Annotated in this window: 15 protein-coding genes and 1 pseudogene; 3 read left to right on the top strand and 13 right to left on the bottom strand. The window is 73.7% G+C overall.

All coding sequences use genetic code 11. The annotated features are described in order from the left end of the window. The first annotated feature begins 269 nt into the window (after positions 1-269). Positions 270-1025, top strand: coding sequence for an SIS domain-containing protein (locus VE614_RS31145; protein ID WP_324944795.1), 756 nt, complete (start codon positions 270-272; stop codon positions 1023-1025). A 73-nt stretch (positions 1026-1098) separates the two neighbouring features. Here VE614_RS31145 and VE614_RS31140 read toward each other — a convergent pair whose 3' ends face one another. The 3 genes from VE614_RS31140 to VE614_RS31130 form a co-directional block, all read right to left on the bottom strand. After that, complete coding sequence (locus VE614_RS31140; RefSeq protein ID WP_324944792.1) at positions 1099-2493, bottom strand: PAS domain-containing protein; 1395 nt, start codon at positions 2491-2493, stop codon at positions 1099-1101. Positions 2494-2631: 138 nt separating this feature from the next. Beyond that, a complete protein-coding gene (locus tag VE614_RS31135) occupies positions 2632-3024 on the bottom strand; it encodes a RidA family protein (protein WP_324944788.1) in 393 nt (130 codons plus the stop codon). Between the two features lie 326 nt (positions 3025-3350). After that, complete coding sequence (locus VE614_RS31130) at positions 3351-4451, bottom strand: citrate synthase 2 (protein ID WP_324944785.1); 1101 nt, start codon at positions 4449-4451, stop codon at positions 3351-3353. A gap of 292 nt (positions 4452-4743) precedes the next feature. Between VE614_RS31130 and pdxH the strand changes: the two genes are divergently transcribed. Further along, positions 4744-5433: a pyridoxamine 5'-phosphate oxidase gene (gene pdxH, locus VE614_RS31125; RefSeq protein ID WP_414719675.1), complete on the top strand. Its 690-nt coding sequence runs from the start codon at positions 4744-4746 to the stop codon at positions 5431-5433. On the opposite strand, the gene VE614_RS31120 is transcribed toward pdxH, so the two are convergent. From VE614_RS31120 to VE614_RS31080, 9 genes and pseudogenes are all read right to left on the bottom strand, one after another. Beyond that, positions 5382-6002 carry a hypothetical protein gene (locus VE614_RS31120; protein ID WP_324944782.1) on the bottom strand — a complete coding sequence of 207 codons (621 nt, stop codon included), beginning with the start codon at positions 6000-6002 and terminating at the stop codon, positions 5382-5384. The two genes, pdxH and VE614_RS31120, sit on opposite strands and share 52 nt — an antisense overlap. Before the next feature lie 6 nt (positions 6003-6008). Further along, on the bottom strand, positions 6009-6611 hold the full coding sequence (locus VE614_RS31115) for a TetR/AcrR family transcriptional regulator (RefSeq protein ID WP_324944779.1): 603 nt from the start codon (positions 6609-6611) through the stop codon (positions 6009-6011). A 21-nt stretch (positions 6612-6632) separates the two neighbouring features. Next, positions 6633-7367, bottom strand: coding sequence for an enoyl-CoA hydratase family protein (locus VE614_RS31110; RefSeq protein ID WP_324944776.1), 735 nt, complete (start codon positions 7365-7367; stop codon positions 6633-6635). 47 nt (positions 7368-7414) lie between these two features. Next, positions 7415-7867, bottom strand: a pseudogene (locus VE614_RS31105) (AMP-binding protein); the annotation flags it as partial. A gap of 25 nt (positions 7868-7892) precedes the next feature. Then, on the bottom strand, positions 7893-9044 hold the full coding sequence (locus VE614_RS31100) for an acyl-CoA dehydrogenase family protein (protein WP_324944940.1): 1152 nt from the start codon (positions 9042-9044) through the stop codon (positions 7893-7895). Between the two features lie 8 nt (positions 9045-9052). Further along, positions 9053-10960: an acetyl/propionyl/methylcrotonyl-CoA carboxylase subunit alpha gene (locus VE614_RS31095; RefSeq protein ID WP_324944773.1), complete on the bottom strand. Its 1908-nt coding sequence runs from the start codon at positions 10958-10960 to the stop codon at positions 9053-9055. A gap of 8 nt (positions 10961-10968) precedes the next feature. Continuing rightward, positions 10969-12567 (bottom strand): acyl-CoA carboxylase subunit beta, encoded by a 1599-nt coding sequence (locus VE614_RS31090; protein ID WP_324944770.1) that lies wholly within the window; start codon positions 12565-12567, stop codon positions 10969-10971. Continuing rightward, positions 12564-14240 (bottom strand): acyclic terpene utilization AtuA family protein, encoded by a 1677-nt coding sequence (locus VE614_RS31085; RefSeq protein WP_324944767.1) that lies wholly within the window; start codon positions 14238-14240, stop codon positions 12564-12566. Before VE614_RS31085 ends, VE614_RS31090 begins: the two co-directional genes overlap by 4 nt. After that, positions 14237-15052 (bottom strand): TIGR03084 family metal-binding protein, encoded by an 816-nt coding sequence (locus tag VE614_RS31080; RefSeq protein WP_324944764.1) that lies wholly within the window; start codon positions 15050-15052, stop codon positions 14237-14239. Before VE614_RS31080 ends, VE614_RS31085 begins: the two co-directional genes overlap by 4 nt. A 74-nt stretch (positions 15053-15126) precedes the next feature. On the opposite strand from VE614_RS31080, the gene VE614_RS31075 reads away from it, so the two are divergent. Beyond that, positions 15127-15342 (top strand): DUF397 domain-containing protein, encoded by a 216-nt coding sequence (locus VE614_RS31075; protein WP_324944762.1) that lies wholly within the window; start codon positions 15127-15129, stop codon positions 15340-15342. On the opposite strand, the gene VE614_RS31070 is transcribed toward VE614_RS31075, so the two are convergent. Next, on the bottom strand, positions 15339-16271 hold the full coding sequence (locus tag VE614_RS31070; RefSeq protein ID WP_324944759.1) for an EamA family transporter: 933 nt from the start codon (positions 16269-16271) through the stop codon (positions 15339-15341). The genes VE614_RS31075 and VE614_RS31070 overlap by 4 nt on opposite strands. Positions 16272-16337: the final 66 nt, after the last annotated feature.

The following is a 16337-nucleotide window of genomic DNA, read 5'->3' as shown; positions in this document are numbered from 1 at the left end:
GCCGGATACCACTGACAACCGTGCGGCGCCGCCGAAACCAAGGGGGCATTGGCCGGATCGGCCCTCTCCGCCGCCCGGTTTCCGCACCGTCCCGCGCCACACCCGCACCGCCCGCGCGCCGCACCCCGGCCCGCCCGCGCGCCGCACCCCGGCCCGCCCCCGCGCCACACCCCGGCCCGCCCCGGCCCCGTATTGACAGCACAGTGGTCCAGACCGCACGGTGATCCGCGACACACGCACAGCCCCCGCAACGGCGCGAAGGAGCTCGCATGGGCGACAGCAAGCTGGCCGACCGGTATCTGGACGCCGCGATCGGCCTGCTGCAACGCGTCCGCGACGAGGAGGCCGAGGCCATCACCGCGGCCGGCACCCTGCTCGCGGACACCGTCGCCGCCGGCGGCCGGCTGTTCGCCTTCGGCGCCGGCCATTCCTCACTCGCCGCGCAGGACCTCGTCTACCGCGCCGGCGGCCTCGCCCTGATGAACCTGCTCGCCGTCCCCGGCGTCGTCGGCGTCGACGTGATGCCCGCGACCCTGGGCTCCGCCCTGGAACGCGTCGACGGCCTCGCCGCCGCCGTCCTGGACAGCTCCCCGCTCCGCGCGGGCGACACCCTGGTGATCGTCTCCCTCTCCGGCCGCAACGCGCTCCCCGTGGAGATGGCCGTCAACGCCCGCGCCCTCGGCATCCGCGTCATCGGCGTCACCTCCGTCGCCTACGCCGCACAGACCGGCTCACGGCACGCCTCCGGCACCTTCCTCAAGGACCACTGCGACATCGTCCTCGACTCGAAGATCGCCGTCGGGGACGCCGAGCTGACCCTCGACGGCGTCCCGGCGCCCTTCGCCCCCGCCTCCACCGTCGTCACCACCGCCCTCCTCCAGGCCACCATGGCCACCGCCGCCGGCGTCCTCGCCGACCGCGGCATCGACCCGCCGCTCCTGCGCTCCGGCAACGTCGACGGCGGCCACGAGTGGAACGCCCGCGTACTGGACGACTACGGCGACCGGATCTTCTACCACCACTGACCACCACCATCAGGGGCGCGGGGAACCGCGCGGACACCCCCACCGGCCCGCACCCGGCCACGGCCCGCACCCCCTACGGCGCCCCCCGCCCCACCAGCTCCGCCAGATCCAGCGCCCCGGCGACCCGCACAGCGACATCCTCGGCATACGACGTGTCGGAACGCTCGAACGCACTGCGCCCGCCCCCACGCAGAAACGTCACCACACCCAGCGTCCGCCCCCGGCTCCGCAGCACCGCGCACAACGCGTGCACCGCGTCCTCCGGCCACTGCCGGGCCCGCGCCCAGGCCCGCGCCTGATCGGCCGGCACCGCGCCCACGCTGGCCCGCACGGTGCCGGTGCGCGCCACGCACTGCAACGCCGGATGCCCCTCCCCGTACCGCACCGGCAGACCGGCCCGGCCCGCGGACAGGGTCGGACCGGGAGCGCCGGAGGGGGTGGCCGCGACCCGCAGCAACCGCACCGGGCCCGCGTCCTCACCGTCGGCGATCGCACCGCCCGCGACCCGGTCGATCAGCGCGTGATCGGCGAAACCGGCGAGCGCGAAATCCAGATGGACGGCCGCCGCCTCCGCCGGGTCCTCGCACTCCGCCGCCGCCCGCGCCGCGCGATGCAGCTGATTGGTCCGGAACCGCAGCAGCGCCGCCTCCTGCTCGCCCTGCTTGGCCTCGGTGACGTCCTGGAACAGCCAGCCCACACCGAGCGGCACCGGCTCCTCCGCGAGCGGCGAGGACAGCCGGACGAACCCGCAGCGCCAGCAGCGCCGTCGCTCCCCCTCCGGGGTGCGCACCCCCACCCAGATCTCGGCGGGCGCGGGCGGCGCGCCCTCGGCCAGCACATGCGTGAGCACGGCCTCCAGTTCCTCCACGCCCTGGGCGAGCAGATCGCCGAGCGGCCGGCCGAGCATCGCCGTACGCCGCGTGCCCAGCGCGCGGGCCGCGTGCGCGTTGACGACCGTCGGGCGCAGATCGGCGTCGACCAGCACGACTCCCCAGCCGGCGTCCTCGAACAGGGCCTCGCTGAGCGCGATGGACCGCTCCAGATCGATCTGGGTGTGCACCTCGCCGAAGGCGCAGTACACCCCGGCAGGCTTGCCGTCCGGACCACGCACGGCGGCCGACTGGGTGCGCACCAGGACCCGGCCGCCGTCCTTGGTCAGCAGGGCGAACTCGTGCACCTGCCGGCCCGGCGCGTGCATGGCGGACAGCAGCCGCGCCTCGACCTCCTCGGCGTCCGCGCTGCGCACCGCCCAGCCGGCGAACCCGTGCCGGCCCACGGCCTCGGCCGCGGTCCAGCCGAGGATCCGCTCGGCCTCGCGGTTCCAGTGCGTGACGACTCCGTCGGCGTCGAACGCGCACAAGGCGGCGTCCATGCCGTCGAGCAGTGCGGCCAGCAGATCCGCACCGTCCCGCTCGGGCTCGTCCGGCCCGAGTTCGTCGGTGGTCCCACTACGCCGGGAAGCACTCACCTGGACCCCCTGCAGGCTGTGTCCGCACGTACGGCACGTCGGTCGTGCTCACGAGCATTCATTCAACTCGAACGTGACGCAGCCCACATATGGTTCCCGCAAGATTGCGAGGAATCAAGACCGCGGGCGATCAAGGAATCAGGAAGCCGCAGGCCGCCGCGCGTACACCTCGATCTCGATCCTCATCTTCGGGTCGGCCAGCCCGCACACCATCATCGTGGCCGCCGGCCGCACCTCGCCGAAGCACTCCCGCAGCACCGGCCAGCACGGCTCGAAGTCCTCCCGCTCGGGCAGCAGATACCGCACCCGCACCACGTCGGCGAACGTGCACCCCGCCTCCGCGAGCGCCGCCCCGATGTTCCGCAGACACTGCTCGGCCTGCTCCACGACGTCGTCGGAGATCGTCATGGTGGCGTAGTCGTAGCCGGTCGTCCCGGAGACATGCACCCAGTCACCGTCCACCACGGCCCGGGCATACCCGATCCGCTCCTCGAACACCGAACCACTGAGAATCGCCCGCCGCATTGTCATGTACCAAACGCTAGAGCCCGGCACCGAACGCTGGAGCACGGGTCCGCGAAAAAAGGGGTTGAGCGGTCCCGGAGGCACTTCCTAGGGTGTGCGGTACACGAGAAGGGAGGTGGTTCGGCAGATGTATCAGAACCGGACGCGTGAGGTGGCTGCGGGCTAGCGCCCGTCACCACACTCAGTGCGGTGCCGGATCAGCGCGTGAGCGATGCGCGCAGCCGGCCCAATCCCAAGCAGTCACCCGACCCGCGAGCTGCCGGTACGTCCGACCGGCTCCTCCTTTCCGGAGGACCAGGCTCGCGGGTCGTCTGCGTTTCGGTCCGTGACCGCTACCGGGCGATGTCCGCGTACCCCTCGATCTCCCGCGGGTCGCGCGGGCCGGGGCCGATGTAGCGGGCGGAGGGACGGACGAGGCGGCCGGTGCGCTTCTGTTCCAGGATGTGCGCCGACCAGCCGGCCGTACGGGCGCAGGTGAACATCGAGGTGAACATGTGCGCCGGGACCTCGGCGAAGTCCAGGACGATGGCCGCCCAGAATTCGACGTTGGTGGCGAGGACGCGGTCGGGGCGGCGGGCGTGGAGTTCCGCCAGGGCGGCCTTCTCCAGGGCTTCGGCGACCTCGAAGCGGGGGGCGCCGAGTTCGCGGGCGGTGCGGCGCAGGACACGGGCGCGGGGGTCCTCCGCGCGGTAGACGCGGTGGCCGAAGCCCATGAGGCGTTCGCCCTTGTCGAGGGTCTGCTTGACGTACGCCTCGGCGTCGCCGGTGCGCTCGATCTCCTCGATCATGTGCAGGACGCGGGAGGGGGCGCCGCCGTGGAGGGGGCCGGACATGGCGCCGACGGCGCCGGAGAGGGCCGCGGCGACGTCGGCGCCGGTGGAGGCGATGACCCGGGCGGTGAAGGTGGAGGCGTTCATGCCGTGCTCGGCGGCCGAGGTCCAGTAGGCATCGACCGCGGCGACGTGCTTGGGGTCGGGCTCGCCGCGCCAGCGGATCATGAAGCGTTCGACGACGGACTGGGCCTTGTCGATCTCACGCTGCGGCACCATGGGCAGGCCCTGGCCGCGGGCGGACTGGGCGACGTAGGACAGGGCCATGACGGCGGCGCGGGCGAGGTCCTCGCGGGCCTGTTCGACGTCGATGTCGAGGAGGGGTTTGAGGCCCCAGACCGGCGCCAGCATGGCGAGCGCGGACTGGACGTCGACGCGGATGTCGCCGGAGTGCACGGGGATGGGGAACGGCTCGGCGGGCGGCAGGCCGGGGTTGAAGGCGCCGTCGACGAGCAGGCCCCAGACGTTGCCGAAGGAGACCTGGCCGACCAGGTCCTCGATGTCGACGCCCCGGTACCTGAGGGCGCCGCCCTCCTTGTCCGGTTCGGCGATCTCCGTCTCGAACGCGACGACTCCTTCGAGTCCGGGTACGAAGTCGGACATCAGGCGGCTCCTCGTGATGTGTGCGACGGGTGGTGGGCGGGCCCGGCGGCAGCTGTGGTCGTGAGTGACCGCCCTGGGATCCACGGCCTGGGACGGGCTCGCGGTCTCGAACGGTCACTCGACTGATGCCCCGTACGGAGGGCGGTCACCCCACACCGGGACGGCATGAGCACGATATCCCTGAGTGCCAGCCTTGGGGAGGGTTCGCGGCACTCAGTGCCACGGCGTGATGAAGGACACCGCTGCCCGCCGCCGCGGGTGGCCGCCGGGACCGATACGGCAAGATGACCGCGTGACCGAGCATGACGCCGTCTCCGCCGCCCGTCCCGCCCCCGTCCCCGACCCGTCGGTGATGCGCAAGCACTATCGCGAGGAAGGGCTCGCCGAAGCCGATCTCGCCGCCACGCCGGTGCGGCAGTTCGCCCGCTGGTTCCGGCAGGCCGCGACGGAGGGCCGGCTGTTCGAGCCCAACGCGATGGTCGTCTCCACCGCGGACGCCGAGGGGCGGCCCAGCTCGCGCACGGTGCTGCTGAAGCAGTTCGACGAGCAGGGCTTCGTCTTCTACACCAACTACCAATCCCGCAAGGCACGCGACCTCGCGCAGAACCCGTACGTCTCGCTGCTGTTCCCCTGGTATCCGATGGCCCGGCAGGTGATCGTCTCGGGCGTGGCCCGGCGCACCGGGCGGGAGGAGACCGCCGCCTACTTCCGGTCCCGGCCGCACGGCTCCCAGCTCGGCGCGTGGGCGAGCGCGCAGTCCTCGGTGATCCCGACGCGGGCCGAACTCGACGCCGCCTACGCCGAGCTGGAGACTCGTTACCCGGAGGGCGAGCAGGTGCCGGTGCCGCCGGACTGGGGCGGGTTCCGGGTGGCGCCGCAGTCGGTGGAGTTCTGGCAGGGCCGGGAGAACCGGCTGCACGACCGGCTGCGCTACGTGGCGCGGCCGGACGGGAGCTGGCGGGTGGAGCGGCTCAGTCCGTAAGGCGGGTGACGCCAGCAGGCGCCCCAGAGGTACACCGTTCGGTGGCCGTCCAGGAGTCCGGTCAGGCGGGTCCGGAAGGCGCCGTCGAGGTCGGGCCAGTTCCAGAACTCGAAGCCGAGGTGGGCGAGGGCCAGGGGGCAGTCGTCCCAGGTCCAGTCCGGTACGGCGACGGGCGCGGCGCAGGCCGGGCAGGTGACGGCCGCTGAGCCGGTGTCGTGCCAGGCCCGCATCGCGTCGCTGAAGCGCGGCCACACCGTGTCGTCCAGCGGGGTCGGCGCCGTGCAGCGGGGGCAGACGGCCGCGTCCGGCAGGTCGGCTCCGCTGGTGAAGCCGGTGCGCCGGGTGTGGACCGCGAGCCCGTCGGAGGGCGGCCGGTCCCAGTCGTCGCGCACGGCCCGCTCCCAGTGGGGGCCGGGCGGGTGGCCCAGGGGCTGCCCGGGGACGCACCGCGTGCGTCCGGCGCGTACGACGCCCTCGGCCGCCAGCCAGGCCACGACCCGGTCCGCGAGGCGTGGTGCGTCGGCGGCGGTCGCGTCGAGGTCGGCGATCACCTGGAACCGGTCGCCCACGGTCAGTCAGTCCAGCGCCCCGTCGAGCAGCGCCGCCCACTGCGCCACCACCCGATCGCGGCGCACGGCGTCGTCGGTGAGGAGGTTGGCGAGGCCGAGGCCGCGGGCCATGTCGAGCAGGCCCTGTACGGTCTCGCGGACGCCGGGGCGGGTTTCGTCGGCGTCGAGGAGTTCCACGGCGATGCGGTGGGTCTCGCGGCCGACCCGGGCCTCCAGTTCGGTGACCCGGGGGCGCAGCTGCTCCTCGTTGGAGGCGGCGACCCACAGGTGCAGGGCGGCGCGGAAGAGGGGGCCGGTGTAGAGGTCGACGAGGGCGGAGACGACGGCCCGGCGGTCGCCCGCGGCGCCCTCGGGGAAGAGGGCGCGCAGGGCGCCGGAGCGTTCCTCGGCGACGTACTCGACGGCCGCGGTGAAGAGGTCTTCGCGGGTGGGGAAGTGGTGCTGGGCGGCGCCGCGGGAGACGCCGGCGCGTTCGGCGACGACGGAGACCGTGGATCCGGCCCAGCCGTGCTCGGCGAGGCAGGCCACGGCGGCGGCCAGCAGCCGTTGCCGGGTGGCCCGGCTGCGGTCCTGCTTGGGGACACGGTCGACTGTCGTCACAGCACTCATTCCGTCACTGCACCCATTCCGTCACAGCACCCATGCGGGATCCCGTCGTTCCAGGAAGGCCGTCATCCCCTCGCGGGCCCGCGGGGAGGAGAACAGCCGGGCCGAGAGCGCGGTCAGCTGGGCCGCGTCCCGGTCGAAGGTCTCCAGCACCCTAGCCGTGAGCAGCCGTTTCGTCTCGGCCAGGGCCTCGGGCGCGGAGCGCCGGAGCCCGTCGAGGACGGGTTCCAGCACGGCGTCGACGTCGTCGTCGGCCGCGGTGAGCAGGCCGATGCGGGCGGCTTCGGCGGCGTCGAAGCGCTCTCCGGTGAGGTAGTAGCGGGCGAGGGCGCGCGGGTCGGTGCGGGGCAGCAGCGGCAGGGAGATCACCGCGGGGGCGACGCCGATGCGTACCTCGGTGAAGGCGAAGGTGGCCGTGTGGGAGGCGGCGGCGATGTCGCAGGCGGCGAGCAGGCCGAGGCCGCCCGCGCGGACGTGCCCGGTGACGCGGGCGACGACCGGCTTGGGCAGTTCGACGAGCTGCCTGAGCAGGGCGACCAGCGCGTCGGGGTCGGGCGGGTCGCGCAGGTCGGCGCCCGCGCTGAAGGTGTTGCCGGTGTGGGTGAGGACGACCGCGCGGACGCCGTCGTGCTTCCCGCAGTCGGCGAGGGCGTCGGCCAGTTCGCCGACCAGGGCCGCCGAGAGGGCGTTGCGGTGGTGCGGGGAGTCGAGGGCCAGGGTCTCGATCCCCCGCGTGCGCGCACGCGTGATCGACGTCATGCCCGCTCCCGCAGTTCGCGGCGCAGGATCTTCCCGGAGGCGGCGCGGGGCAGGACCGCAAGGACGCGTTCGCCGGGGCCCGCGTCGACGGCGGGTTCCAGCTGGGCGAGGTTGGTGGCGATCTGCCGGTGGGTGAGCATGACGCCCTTGGGGGTGCCCGTGGTGCCCGAGGAGTACGGCAGGGCGGCCAGGTCCTCGGCGGGGTCGATGGCGACGCAGGGCTCGGGAGCCGTGGAGCCGAGCATGTCGGTGAGGGAGCGGTGTCCGGGCGCGCTGTCGCAGACGAGGATCTCCCGGACACCGCCCGCGAGTTCGGCGGCGACGCGCCGGTGGAACCGGTCCGGCCGCTCGTAGGAGAGGGTGGTGCCGTCGGTGCCGTCGGTGCCGTCGGTGCCGTCGACGAGCGCGGGCACGTCGCCGAACTCGGCGGCGCGGCCCAGGACCGCCTCGTGGATGGGCAGGTTCACGGGCGGGACGTCTGCGTACTCGCTGCGGAACATCGGTTCCTCCTCGCGCGGGGGCGGGTCAGTACGACTTCGGCAGACCGAGGGTCTGGTGGGAGACGTAGTTGAGAATCATCTCCCGGCTCACCGGTGCGATACGAGCCACGCGCGCGGCCGTGATGAGCGAGGCGAGGCCGAACTCGCGGGTGAGGCCGTTGCCGCCGAGGGTGTGCACGGCCTGGTCGACGGCCCTCGCGCAGGCCTCCCCGGCGGCGTACTTGGCCATGTTCGAGGCCTCGCCGGCGCCGACGTCGTCCCCCGCGTCGTACAGGCGGGCGGCCTTCTGCATCATCAGCCGGGCCAGCTCCAGGTCGATGTGGGCCTGCGCGAGGGGGTGGGCGATGGCCTGGTGGGCGCCGATGGGGGACTTCCAGACGGTGCGGTCGCGGGCGTACTCGACGGCTCTGGCGACCGCGTACCGGCCCATGCCGATCGCGAACGCGGCCGTCATGATCCGCTCCGGGTTGAGTCCGGCGAACAGCTGGAGCAGGCCCGCGTCCTCTCCCCCGCTGCCGAGAGCGTGGGAGGGGCCCCCGCCGACCAGGGCTTCGGCGGGCAGCCGGACGTCGTCCAGGGTCAGCTCGAACTGCTTCTCCTGCGCGGCGAGTTCCATGTCGATCTTGCGGCGGCCGAACCCGGGCGCGTCCCGGGGGACGATGAACAGGCAGGGCTTCAGGCGGCCCGTACGGGCGTCCTCGGTGCGGCCGACGATGAGGGTCGCGTCGGCGATGTCGACGCCGGAGACGAAGACCTTGCGGCCGGTGAGCAGCCAGTCGGCGCCGTCGCGGCGGGCCGTGGTGGTGATGCGGTGGCTGTTGGAGCCCGCGTCGGGTTCGGTGATGCCGAAGGCCATCAGGCGGGTGCCGTCGGCGAGGCCGGGGAGCCAGGTCCGCTTCTGCTCCTCGGTGCCGAAGCGGGCGATCACGGTGCCGCAGATGGCCGGGGAGACGACGAGCATGAGGAGGGGGCAGCCGGCCGCGCCCAGCTCTTCGAGGACGATGGAGAGTTCGGTGATGCCGCCGCCTCCGCCGCCGTACGCCTCCGGCAGGCTGACGCCCAGGTAGCCGAGCTTGCCCGCCTCGGACCAGAGTTCCTGGTGGTCGTGGTGGCGGCCGTGGCGGGTGCCGAGGGCCGCTACGGCGACGCGCAGGGCTTTGTGTTCTTCGGATTCCATGTGGGTGGTCACCGGGGCTCCTTCGGTCTGCGGGTGGTGGGTGGCTGATCGCGCAGTTCCCCGCGCCCCTGGGGAGTCGTGGTCACCACGGCCAGGAGGGTGCCGACTTCCACTTGCCGGCCCGGGGTTACGCGCAGGGTTTCCAGCGTCCCCGTCGCGGGGGCCGAGATCTGGTGTTGCATCTTCATCGCCTCCAGCCAGAGGAGGGGCTGTCCGGCCTGTACGGACGCTCCCTCGGTCAGGCCGCCGGCGATGCGGACGACCGTGCCGGGCATGGGGGCGAGGAGGGAGCCCGGGGCGTGCTGGGCGGTGGGGTCGGGGAAGCGGGGCAGGGCGCGCAGGGTCGTGCCGTCGACGTGGATGTCGTCGCCGTACCGGGCCACCGTGTACGTGCGCCGGACGCCGTCCGCCTCCAGGACGACGCGGCGGGCGTCGGCGTGCAGGACGCGGACGCCGTCGGCTTCCAGGCCGCCCGCGCGGGTGTGCCGGTAGCGGACCTCGTGCTCCTCGCCGGCCATGCTGTACCGCTTGGTCTGCGCCTGGGAGGGCAGGTTGCGCCAGCCGCCGAAGCGGGAGCGGCCGTGCGCGTCGGCGAGGGCGGCGGCGAGCGGGGCGTACGGGTCGGGTGCGGGCTCGGTCAGTTCGGCCAGGTGCCGGTCGTAGAAGCCGGTGTCCATGTGGCCGGAGGTGAACTCCTTGTGGCGCAGGGAGCGGACGAGGAGGTCGCGGTTGGTGACCGGGCCGTGGATCGCGGCCCGCTCCAGCGCGCCGGCGAGCCTGCGGATCGCTTCCGCGCGGGTGGGCGCGTGGGCGACGGCCTTGGCGATCAGGGGGTCGTAGTGGACGCCGATCGGGTCGCCGCCGGTGTAGCCGGTGTCCAGGCGGACGCCGTCCGGGACGGCGAGGTGGTGCAGGGTGCCGGTCTGGGGCGCCCAGCCGTTCGCCGGGTCCTCGGCGTAGAGGCGGGCCTCGACGGCGTGCCCACGCGCGCGTGGGGGCTCGTTCTCGAGGGCGTGGCCCTCGGCGACGCGGATCTGGAGGGCGACCAGGTCGACGTCGAAGACGGCTTCGGTGACGGGGTGCTCGACCTGGAGGCGGGTGTTCATCTCCAGGAAGTGGGCCCGGCCCCCCGAGACCAGGAACTCCACGGTTCCGGCGCCGGTGTAGCCGACCGCGCGGGCGGCGCGTACGGCGGTCTCGTGCAGGTCGCGGGTCAGTCCGGAGCTCAGGCCGGGCGCGGGGGCCTCCTCGACGACCTTCTGGTGGCGGCGCTGGAGGGAGCAGTCGCGGGTCCCGAGCGCCCACACGGTGCCGTGGGTGTCGGCGAGGATCTGCACCTCCACATGGCGGCCGTCCTCGACGTACGGCTCGGTGAACACCTCGTCGTCGCCGAAGGCGGCCAGCGCCTCCGCGCGGGCGGCCGTCAGTTCTCCCTCGAGGTCGGCGAGGCGCCGTACGACGCGCATGCCGCGTCCGCCGCCGCCCGCCGCCGCCTTCACCAGCACCGGCAGATCGGCCTCGGTGACCTGGCGCAGCGGGGCCAGGCCCAGCAGCTCCTTGGCGCGGGTCTTGGACGCCATGGCCTCGATGGCCTCGGGCGGCGGGCCGATCCACACCAGGCCCGCGTCGAGGACCGCGCGGGCGAAGCCGGGGTTCTCGGAGAGGAAGCCGTAGCCGGGGTGCACGGCGTCGGCGCCGGCGGCGCGGGCGGCCCGCACGATCAGGTCGCCGCGCAGGTAGGTGTCGGCGGGGGCCGCCCCCGGCAGGCGTACGGCCGTGTCGGCCACGCGCGCGTGCAGGGCGTTCTCGTCCGCGTCGGAGTACACGGCGACCGTCCGGATGCCCAGCTCGCGGCAGGTGCGGAAGACCCGGCAGGCGATCTCGCCCCGGTTGGCCACCAGCAACGTGGAAATCATGCGGTCCCTCACATCCGGAAGACGCCGAAGCCGCCGCGCACGCCCGCGTAGGGCGCGGTGTGGACGGCGGACAGGCACAGGCCGAGGACGGTGCGCGTGTCGCGCGGGTCGATGACGCCGTCGTCGTACAGCCGCCCGGACAGGAACATGGGCAGCGACTCGGACTCGATCTGCTGCTCCACCATGGCGCGCAGGGCGGCGTCCGCGTCGTCGTCGTACGGCTGTCCCTTGGCGGCGGCCGACTGCCGGGCGACGATCGACAGGACGCCGGCGAGCTGCTGCGGGCCCATGACGGCCGACTTGGCGCTGGGCCAGGCGAACAGGAAGCGCGGGTCGTAGGCGCGCCCGCACATGCCGTAGTGCCCGGCGCCGTACGAGGCGCCCATGAGGACGGACAGATGCGGGACCCGCGAGTTGCTGACCGCGTTGATCATCATCGCGCCGTGCTTGATGATCCCGCCCTGCTCGTAGCGGCTGCCGACCATGTAGCCGGTGGTGTTGTGCAGGAACAGCAGCGGGATGTCGCGCTGGTTGGCGAGCTGGATGAACTGGGCGGCCTTCTGGGACTCCTCGCTGAAGAGGACGCCCTGGGCGTTGGCGAGGATGCCGACGGGGTAGCCGTGCAGGCTCGCCCATCCGGTGGCCAGGCTGGTGCCGTACAGCGGCTTGAACTCGTCGAAGTCGGAGCCGTCGACGAGCCGGGCGATCACCTCGCGCGGGTCGAAGGGGATCTTCAGGTCGCCCGGGACGATGCCCAGCAGTTCCTCGGGGTCGTACTTCGGCGGCTCGGCGGGCCCCGGATCCGGGTACGCCTTGCGGTGGTTGAGCCGGGCGACCACCCGCCGGGCCTGCCGCAGGGCGTCGGGCTCGTCGACGGCGAAGTGGTCGGCGAGGCCGGACACGCGCGCGTGCATCCCGGCACCGCCCAGCGACTCGTCGTCGCTCTCCTCCCCGGTGGCCATCTTCACCAGCGGCGGCCCGCCGAGGAACACCTTCGCCCGCTCCTTGACCATGATCACGTGGTCGGACATGCCGGGCACGTACGCGCCCCCGGCGGTGGAGTTGCCGAAGACGACCGCGATCGTCGGGATCCCGGCGGCGGACAGCCGTGTGATGTCCCGGAAGATCGCCCCGCCGGGGATGAAGATCTCCTTCTGCGACGGCAGATCGGCCCCGCCCGACTCCACCAGGCTGATGCAGGGCAGCCGGTTGGCGAGCGCGATGTCGTTCGCGCGGAGCGCCTTCTTCAGCGACCAGGGATTGCTGGCGCCGCCGCGCACGGTCGGGTCGTTGGCGGTGATCAGGCATTCGACGCCCTCGACGACCCCGATCCCGGTGACGAGGGAGGCCCCCACGGTGTACTCGCTCCCCCACGCGGCCAGCGGGGACAGCTCCAGGAACGGTGTGTCCGGGTCGAGCAGCAGCTCGATCCGCTCGCGGGCGAGCAGCTTGCCGCGCCGCCGGTGCCGCTCGACGTACTTCTCGCCGCCGCCCGCGAGGGCCTTGACGTACTCGGCGTCGAGTGCGGCGAGCTTGGCGAGCATGGCCTCGCGGTTCGCCGCGTAGGCGGGGTCGTGGGTGTCCAGGGCGGACGGGAGAACCGTCACAGCAGAGCCTCCGGGATGTCCAGGTGGCGGGAGCGCAGCCATTCGCCGAGGGCCTTGGCCTGCGGGTCGAAGCGGTGCCGGGCGGCGACACCCGCGCCGAGGATCCCCTCGACGACGAAGTTCAGGGCGCGCAGGTTCGGGAGTGCGTGGCGTACGACGGTCAGCCCGGCGGTCTCGGGCAGCAGCCGCCGGAAGACGTCCACGGTGAGGGTGTGGGCCAGCCACCGCCAGGCCTCGTCCGTCCGCGCCCACACCCCGACGTTGGCGTTCCCGCCCTTGTCCCCGCTGCGGGCCCCCGCGACGAGACCGAGGGGCGCGCGGCGGACGGGACCGGGCGGCAGGGGCTCGGGGAGGGCCGGTTCGTCGAGTGGCCGGAGGGGCCGGGTGTCCTCGGGCGGCGCCACGGCGATCCGCCGCCCGTCGGGAAGCACGGCCACATGCTCGACGCTGCCCTGAGGGACGTGCACCTCCTCGAACACCCCGTAGGGCGAGCCCTTTTCGGGCGGAGCCAGGACGTGGAAGCCGGGATAGCTGGCGAGGGCGAGTTCCACGGCGGCGGCGGTGAGCGGCCGTCCCACGACGGCTTGGTCCGGGTCGCGGACGACCAGCCGGAGCAGGGCGCTCGCGGTCTCCTCGGTGGCGGCGTCGGCCCGGTCGGTGCGGGACAGCTCCCACCGGACCTCGGCGGGCGGCGACTTGGCCAGGACATCGCCCATCTGCTCGCGCACCAGCGCCGCCTTGGCCTCGATGTCCAGCCCGGTCAGCACGAAGGCGACCTCGTTGCGGAAGCCGCCGAGCCGGTTGACGCCGACCTTGAGCGTGTCCGGCGGCGCCTCCCCGCGCACCCCCTCGATCCGCACCCGGTCGGGGGCCTCCTGGCTGAGCCTTACGGTGTCCAGCCGGGCGGTGACATCGGGTCCGGCGTAGCGTGCGCCGCCGGTCTCGTAGAGCAGCTGCGCGGTGACCGTGCCGAGGTCCACGAACCCGCCCGTGCCGGGGTGCTTGGTGATGACCGAGCTGCCGTCCGGGTGGATCTCGGCGAGCGGGAACCCGGGCCGGCGGACGTCGCCGTCGCGGAAGAAGGAGTAGTTGCCGCCGGTCGCCTGCGTCCCGCACTCCAGCACATGCCCGGCGACGACGGCCCCCGCCAGCCGGTCGTGGTCCGCGGGCCGCCAGCCGAAGTGGGCGGCGGCGGGCCCGGTGACCAGGGCGGCGTCCGTGACCCGGCCGGTGACGACGATGTCGGCGCCCGCGCGCAGGGCGGCGGCGACGCCGAACCCGCCGAGGTAGGCGTGGGCGGCGAGACTGCCGGGGTGGGCGGCGGTGAGGTCGTCGCCCTCGACGTGCGCGACACGGACCGGAACGCCGAGGCGGTCGGCGAGCTTCCGTACGGCGCCGGCGAGTCCCGCCGGGTTCAGCCCGCCCGCGTTGGTGACGATCCGCACGCCCCGCTCGTGCGCGAGACCGAGGGTGTCCTCCAGCTGCCGCAGGAAGCTGCGCGCGTACCCGGCTGCCGGGTCCTTCAGCCGGTCCCGGGCGAGGATCAGCATGGTCAGCTCGGCGAGGTAGTCGCCGGTGAGGACGTCCAGGTCACCGCCGGTCAGCATCTCGCGCAGCGCGTCGAAGCGGTCCCCGTAGAAGCCGGAGGCGTTGCCGATGCGGAGTGCGGTCACGGGGCGCCGTCCCCCTTCGCCGGCCGTCCGGCGCCGGGCGGCCCCGCGAAGGCCTGCGCGATGCCGAGCCAGTGGTCGGCGTCCGGGCCGTCCGCGCGCAGGGCGAGGTCGGCGCGGTTGGCCCGCTGGGTGACGAGGAGGCAGAAGTCGAGGGCGGGGCCGGTGACGCGCTGGGCGGCGTCTTGCGGACCGTAGGCCCACAGTTCCCCGGCGGGGCTGGCCAGTTCGACGCGGAACGGCTCGGCGGGGGCCGGGAGGCCGTGGACGGTGTAGGCGAAGTCCCGTGTGCGGACGCCGAGTCGGGCGATGTGGCGGATACGGTCCGTGGGGTCGGGGGTGACGCCGAGCGCGTCCGCGATGTCCAGTCCGTGGGCCCAGGTCTCCATGAGCCGGGCGGTGGCCATGGAGGCGGCGGACATCGGGGGGCCGTACCAGGGGAAACGGGCACCGGCCGGGGCGTCGCGCAGGGCGCGGTCGAGAGCGGTACGGCCGTCCCTCCAGCGGCTCAGCAACTCACCGGGCGGAAGCGTCGCGCCCTCCTCGGCTCCTTCGTCCACGAAGCTGTCCGGCGCGGCGAGCGCCTTCTCGACCAGTGCCCGGAACCCGTCCGCGTCGGTCACCGCGAGCAGCGCGGAGCGGTCCGTCCAGGCGAGGTGGGCGATCTGGTGGGCGACGGTCCAGCCGGGGGCGGGGGTCTGGAGCTTCCACCGCTCCGGGCCCAAGCCGGCCACGAGCCGGTCGAGTTCGTCGCTCTCGGCACGGAGGTCGTCGAAGACGGGCAGAGACGTCGGCGGGGGCGTCGGGTCGGCCATGGGGGGAGCATGGCAGCGAGAGTGAAAACAATCAAGCGTGCTTGCATGAATCGGTTTTCCACAGACCGCACGCGGTGTGTGCGCAGACAGCGAACCTGAACCTGACGGGCACCACGTGGCGCAAGTCGTCGTACAGCGGTGACACCGGCGGTACGTGTGCAGAGACCGCCGGCCTCGAGCCCCGCACAGCCGTCCGCGACTCCAGGAACCCCGCCGCGGGCGCCTTCACCATCACCCCTGACGCCTTCGCGGCCTTCGTCGGCGCCGCCGCGAACGACCTGCCCGGCTAGGAGACCTGCGCCTTCCCCCGCCCCACCTGCGTCCGCACCGCGCCCATGCTGGCCGCGACGACCAGGGCGATGGCCAGGGCCTGGGTGTGGGTGAGGGCCTGGTCGAGGAGGAGGAAGCCCGCTGTGGCGGCGATGGCGGGCTCCAGACTCATCAGGACGGCGAAGGTGGAGGCGGGCAGGCGGCGCAGGGCGAGGAGTTCGAGGGTGTAGGGGAGGACGGAGGAGAGCAGGGCGACCGCCGCGCCCAGGCCGATGGTGACCGGGTCGAGCAGCTTGGCGCCCGCCTCCGCGATGCCCAGCGGGAGGAAGAGGACCGCGCCGACCGCCATGGCCAGCGCCAGTCCGTCCGCCTGGGGGAAGCGGCGGCCGGTGCGGGCGCTGAAGACGATGTACGCGGCCCACATCGCGCCCGCGCCCAGCGCGAACGCCGCACCCACCGGGTCCAGGTCGCCGAAGCCTCCCCCGCCGAGGAGGAAGACTCCGGCCAGCGCGAGGCCCGCCCAGATCAGGTTCACCGCGCGGCGGGAGGCGATCACCGACAGCGCCAGCGGGCCCAGCACCTCCAGCGTCACGGCGGGACCGAGCGGGATGCGGTCGACGGCCTGGTAGAAGAGGCCATTCATGCCGGCCATGGTGACGCCGAAGACGACGACCGTCCCCCAGTCGGCACGGGAGTAACCCCTCACCCGGGGCCGGCAGACCAGCAGCAGCACCACCGCCGCCACCGCCAGCCGCAGCGCGACGACCCCGAGGGCGCCCGCCCTCGGCATGAGCAGCACGGCCAGGGCACCGCCGAACTGCACCGAGATCCCGCCCGCCAACACCAGCCCCACGGGCCCGAGCGAGCCGAACCGGCGCGGGGCGCCGGGGGGCGCGGTGGAGTGGGAGGCGGCGACGGCTGCGGTCGTGGCGGTGTCCGGGGTGGTCACGGGCGGTCCAGGGGGCTCGTTCGCTGACGTTCGTTCATCTAGCTGTACTTCGCAGTCCAGGGTAGT

Source organism: Streptomyces sp. (assembly GCF_035645055.1).
In the GTDB taxonomy this organism is placed as follows: Bacteria; Actinomycetota; Actinomycetes; order Streptomycetales; family Streptomycetaceae; genus Streptomyces.
This window is presented reverse-complemented; position numbering and strand designations above follow the sequence as displayed.

Bases quoted from the DNA above. Each gene is read 5' to 3' on its own strand.
- VE614_RS31145 (WP_324944795.1), top strand. From the start codon at position 270: ATGGGCGACAGCAAGCTGGCCGACCGGTATCTGGACGCCGCGATCGGC.
- VE614_RS31135 (WP_324944788.1), bottom strand. From the start codon at position 3,024: ATGACAATGCGGCGGGCGATTCTCAGTGGTTCGGTGTTCGAGGAGCGG.
- VE614_RS31130 (WP_324944785.1), bottom strand. From the start codon at position 4,451: ATGTCCGACTTCGTACCCGGACTCGAAGGAGTCGTCGCGTTCGAGACG.
- VE614_RS31115 (WP_324944779.1), bottom strand. From the start codon at position 6,611: ATGAGTGCTGTGACGACAGTCGACCGTGTCCCCAAGCAGGACCGCAGC.
- VE614_RS31110 (WP_324944776.1), bottom strand. From the start codon at position 7,367: ATGACGTCGATCACGCGTGCGCGCACGCGGGGGATCGAGACCCTGGCC.
- VE614_RS31100 (WP_324944940.1), bottom strand. From the start codon at position 9,044: ATGGAATCCGAAGAACACAAAGCCCTGCGCGTCGCCGTAGCGGCCCTC.
- VE614_RS31095 (WP_324944773.1), bottom strand. From the start codon at position 10,960: ATGATTTCCACGTTGCTGGTGGCCAACCGGGGCGAGATCGCCTGCCGG.
- VE614_RS31080 (WP_324944764.1), bottom strand. From the start codon at position 15,052: ATGGCCGACCCGACGCCCCCGCCGACGTCTCTGCCCGTCTTCGACGAC.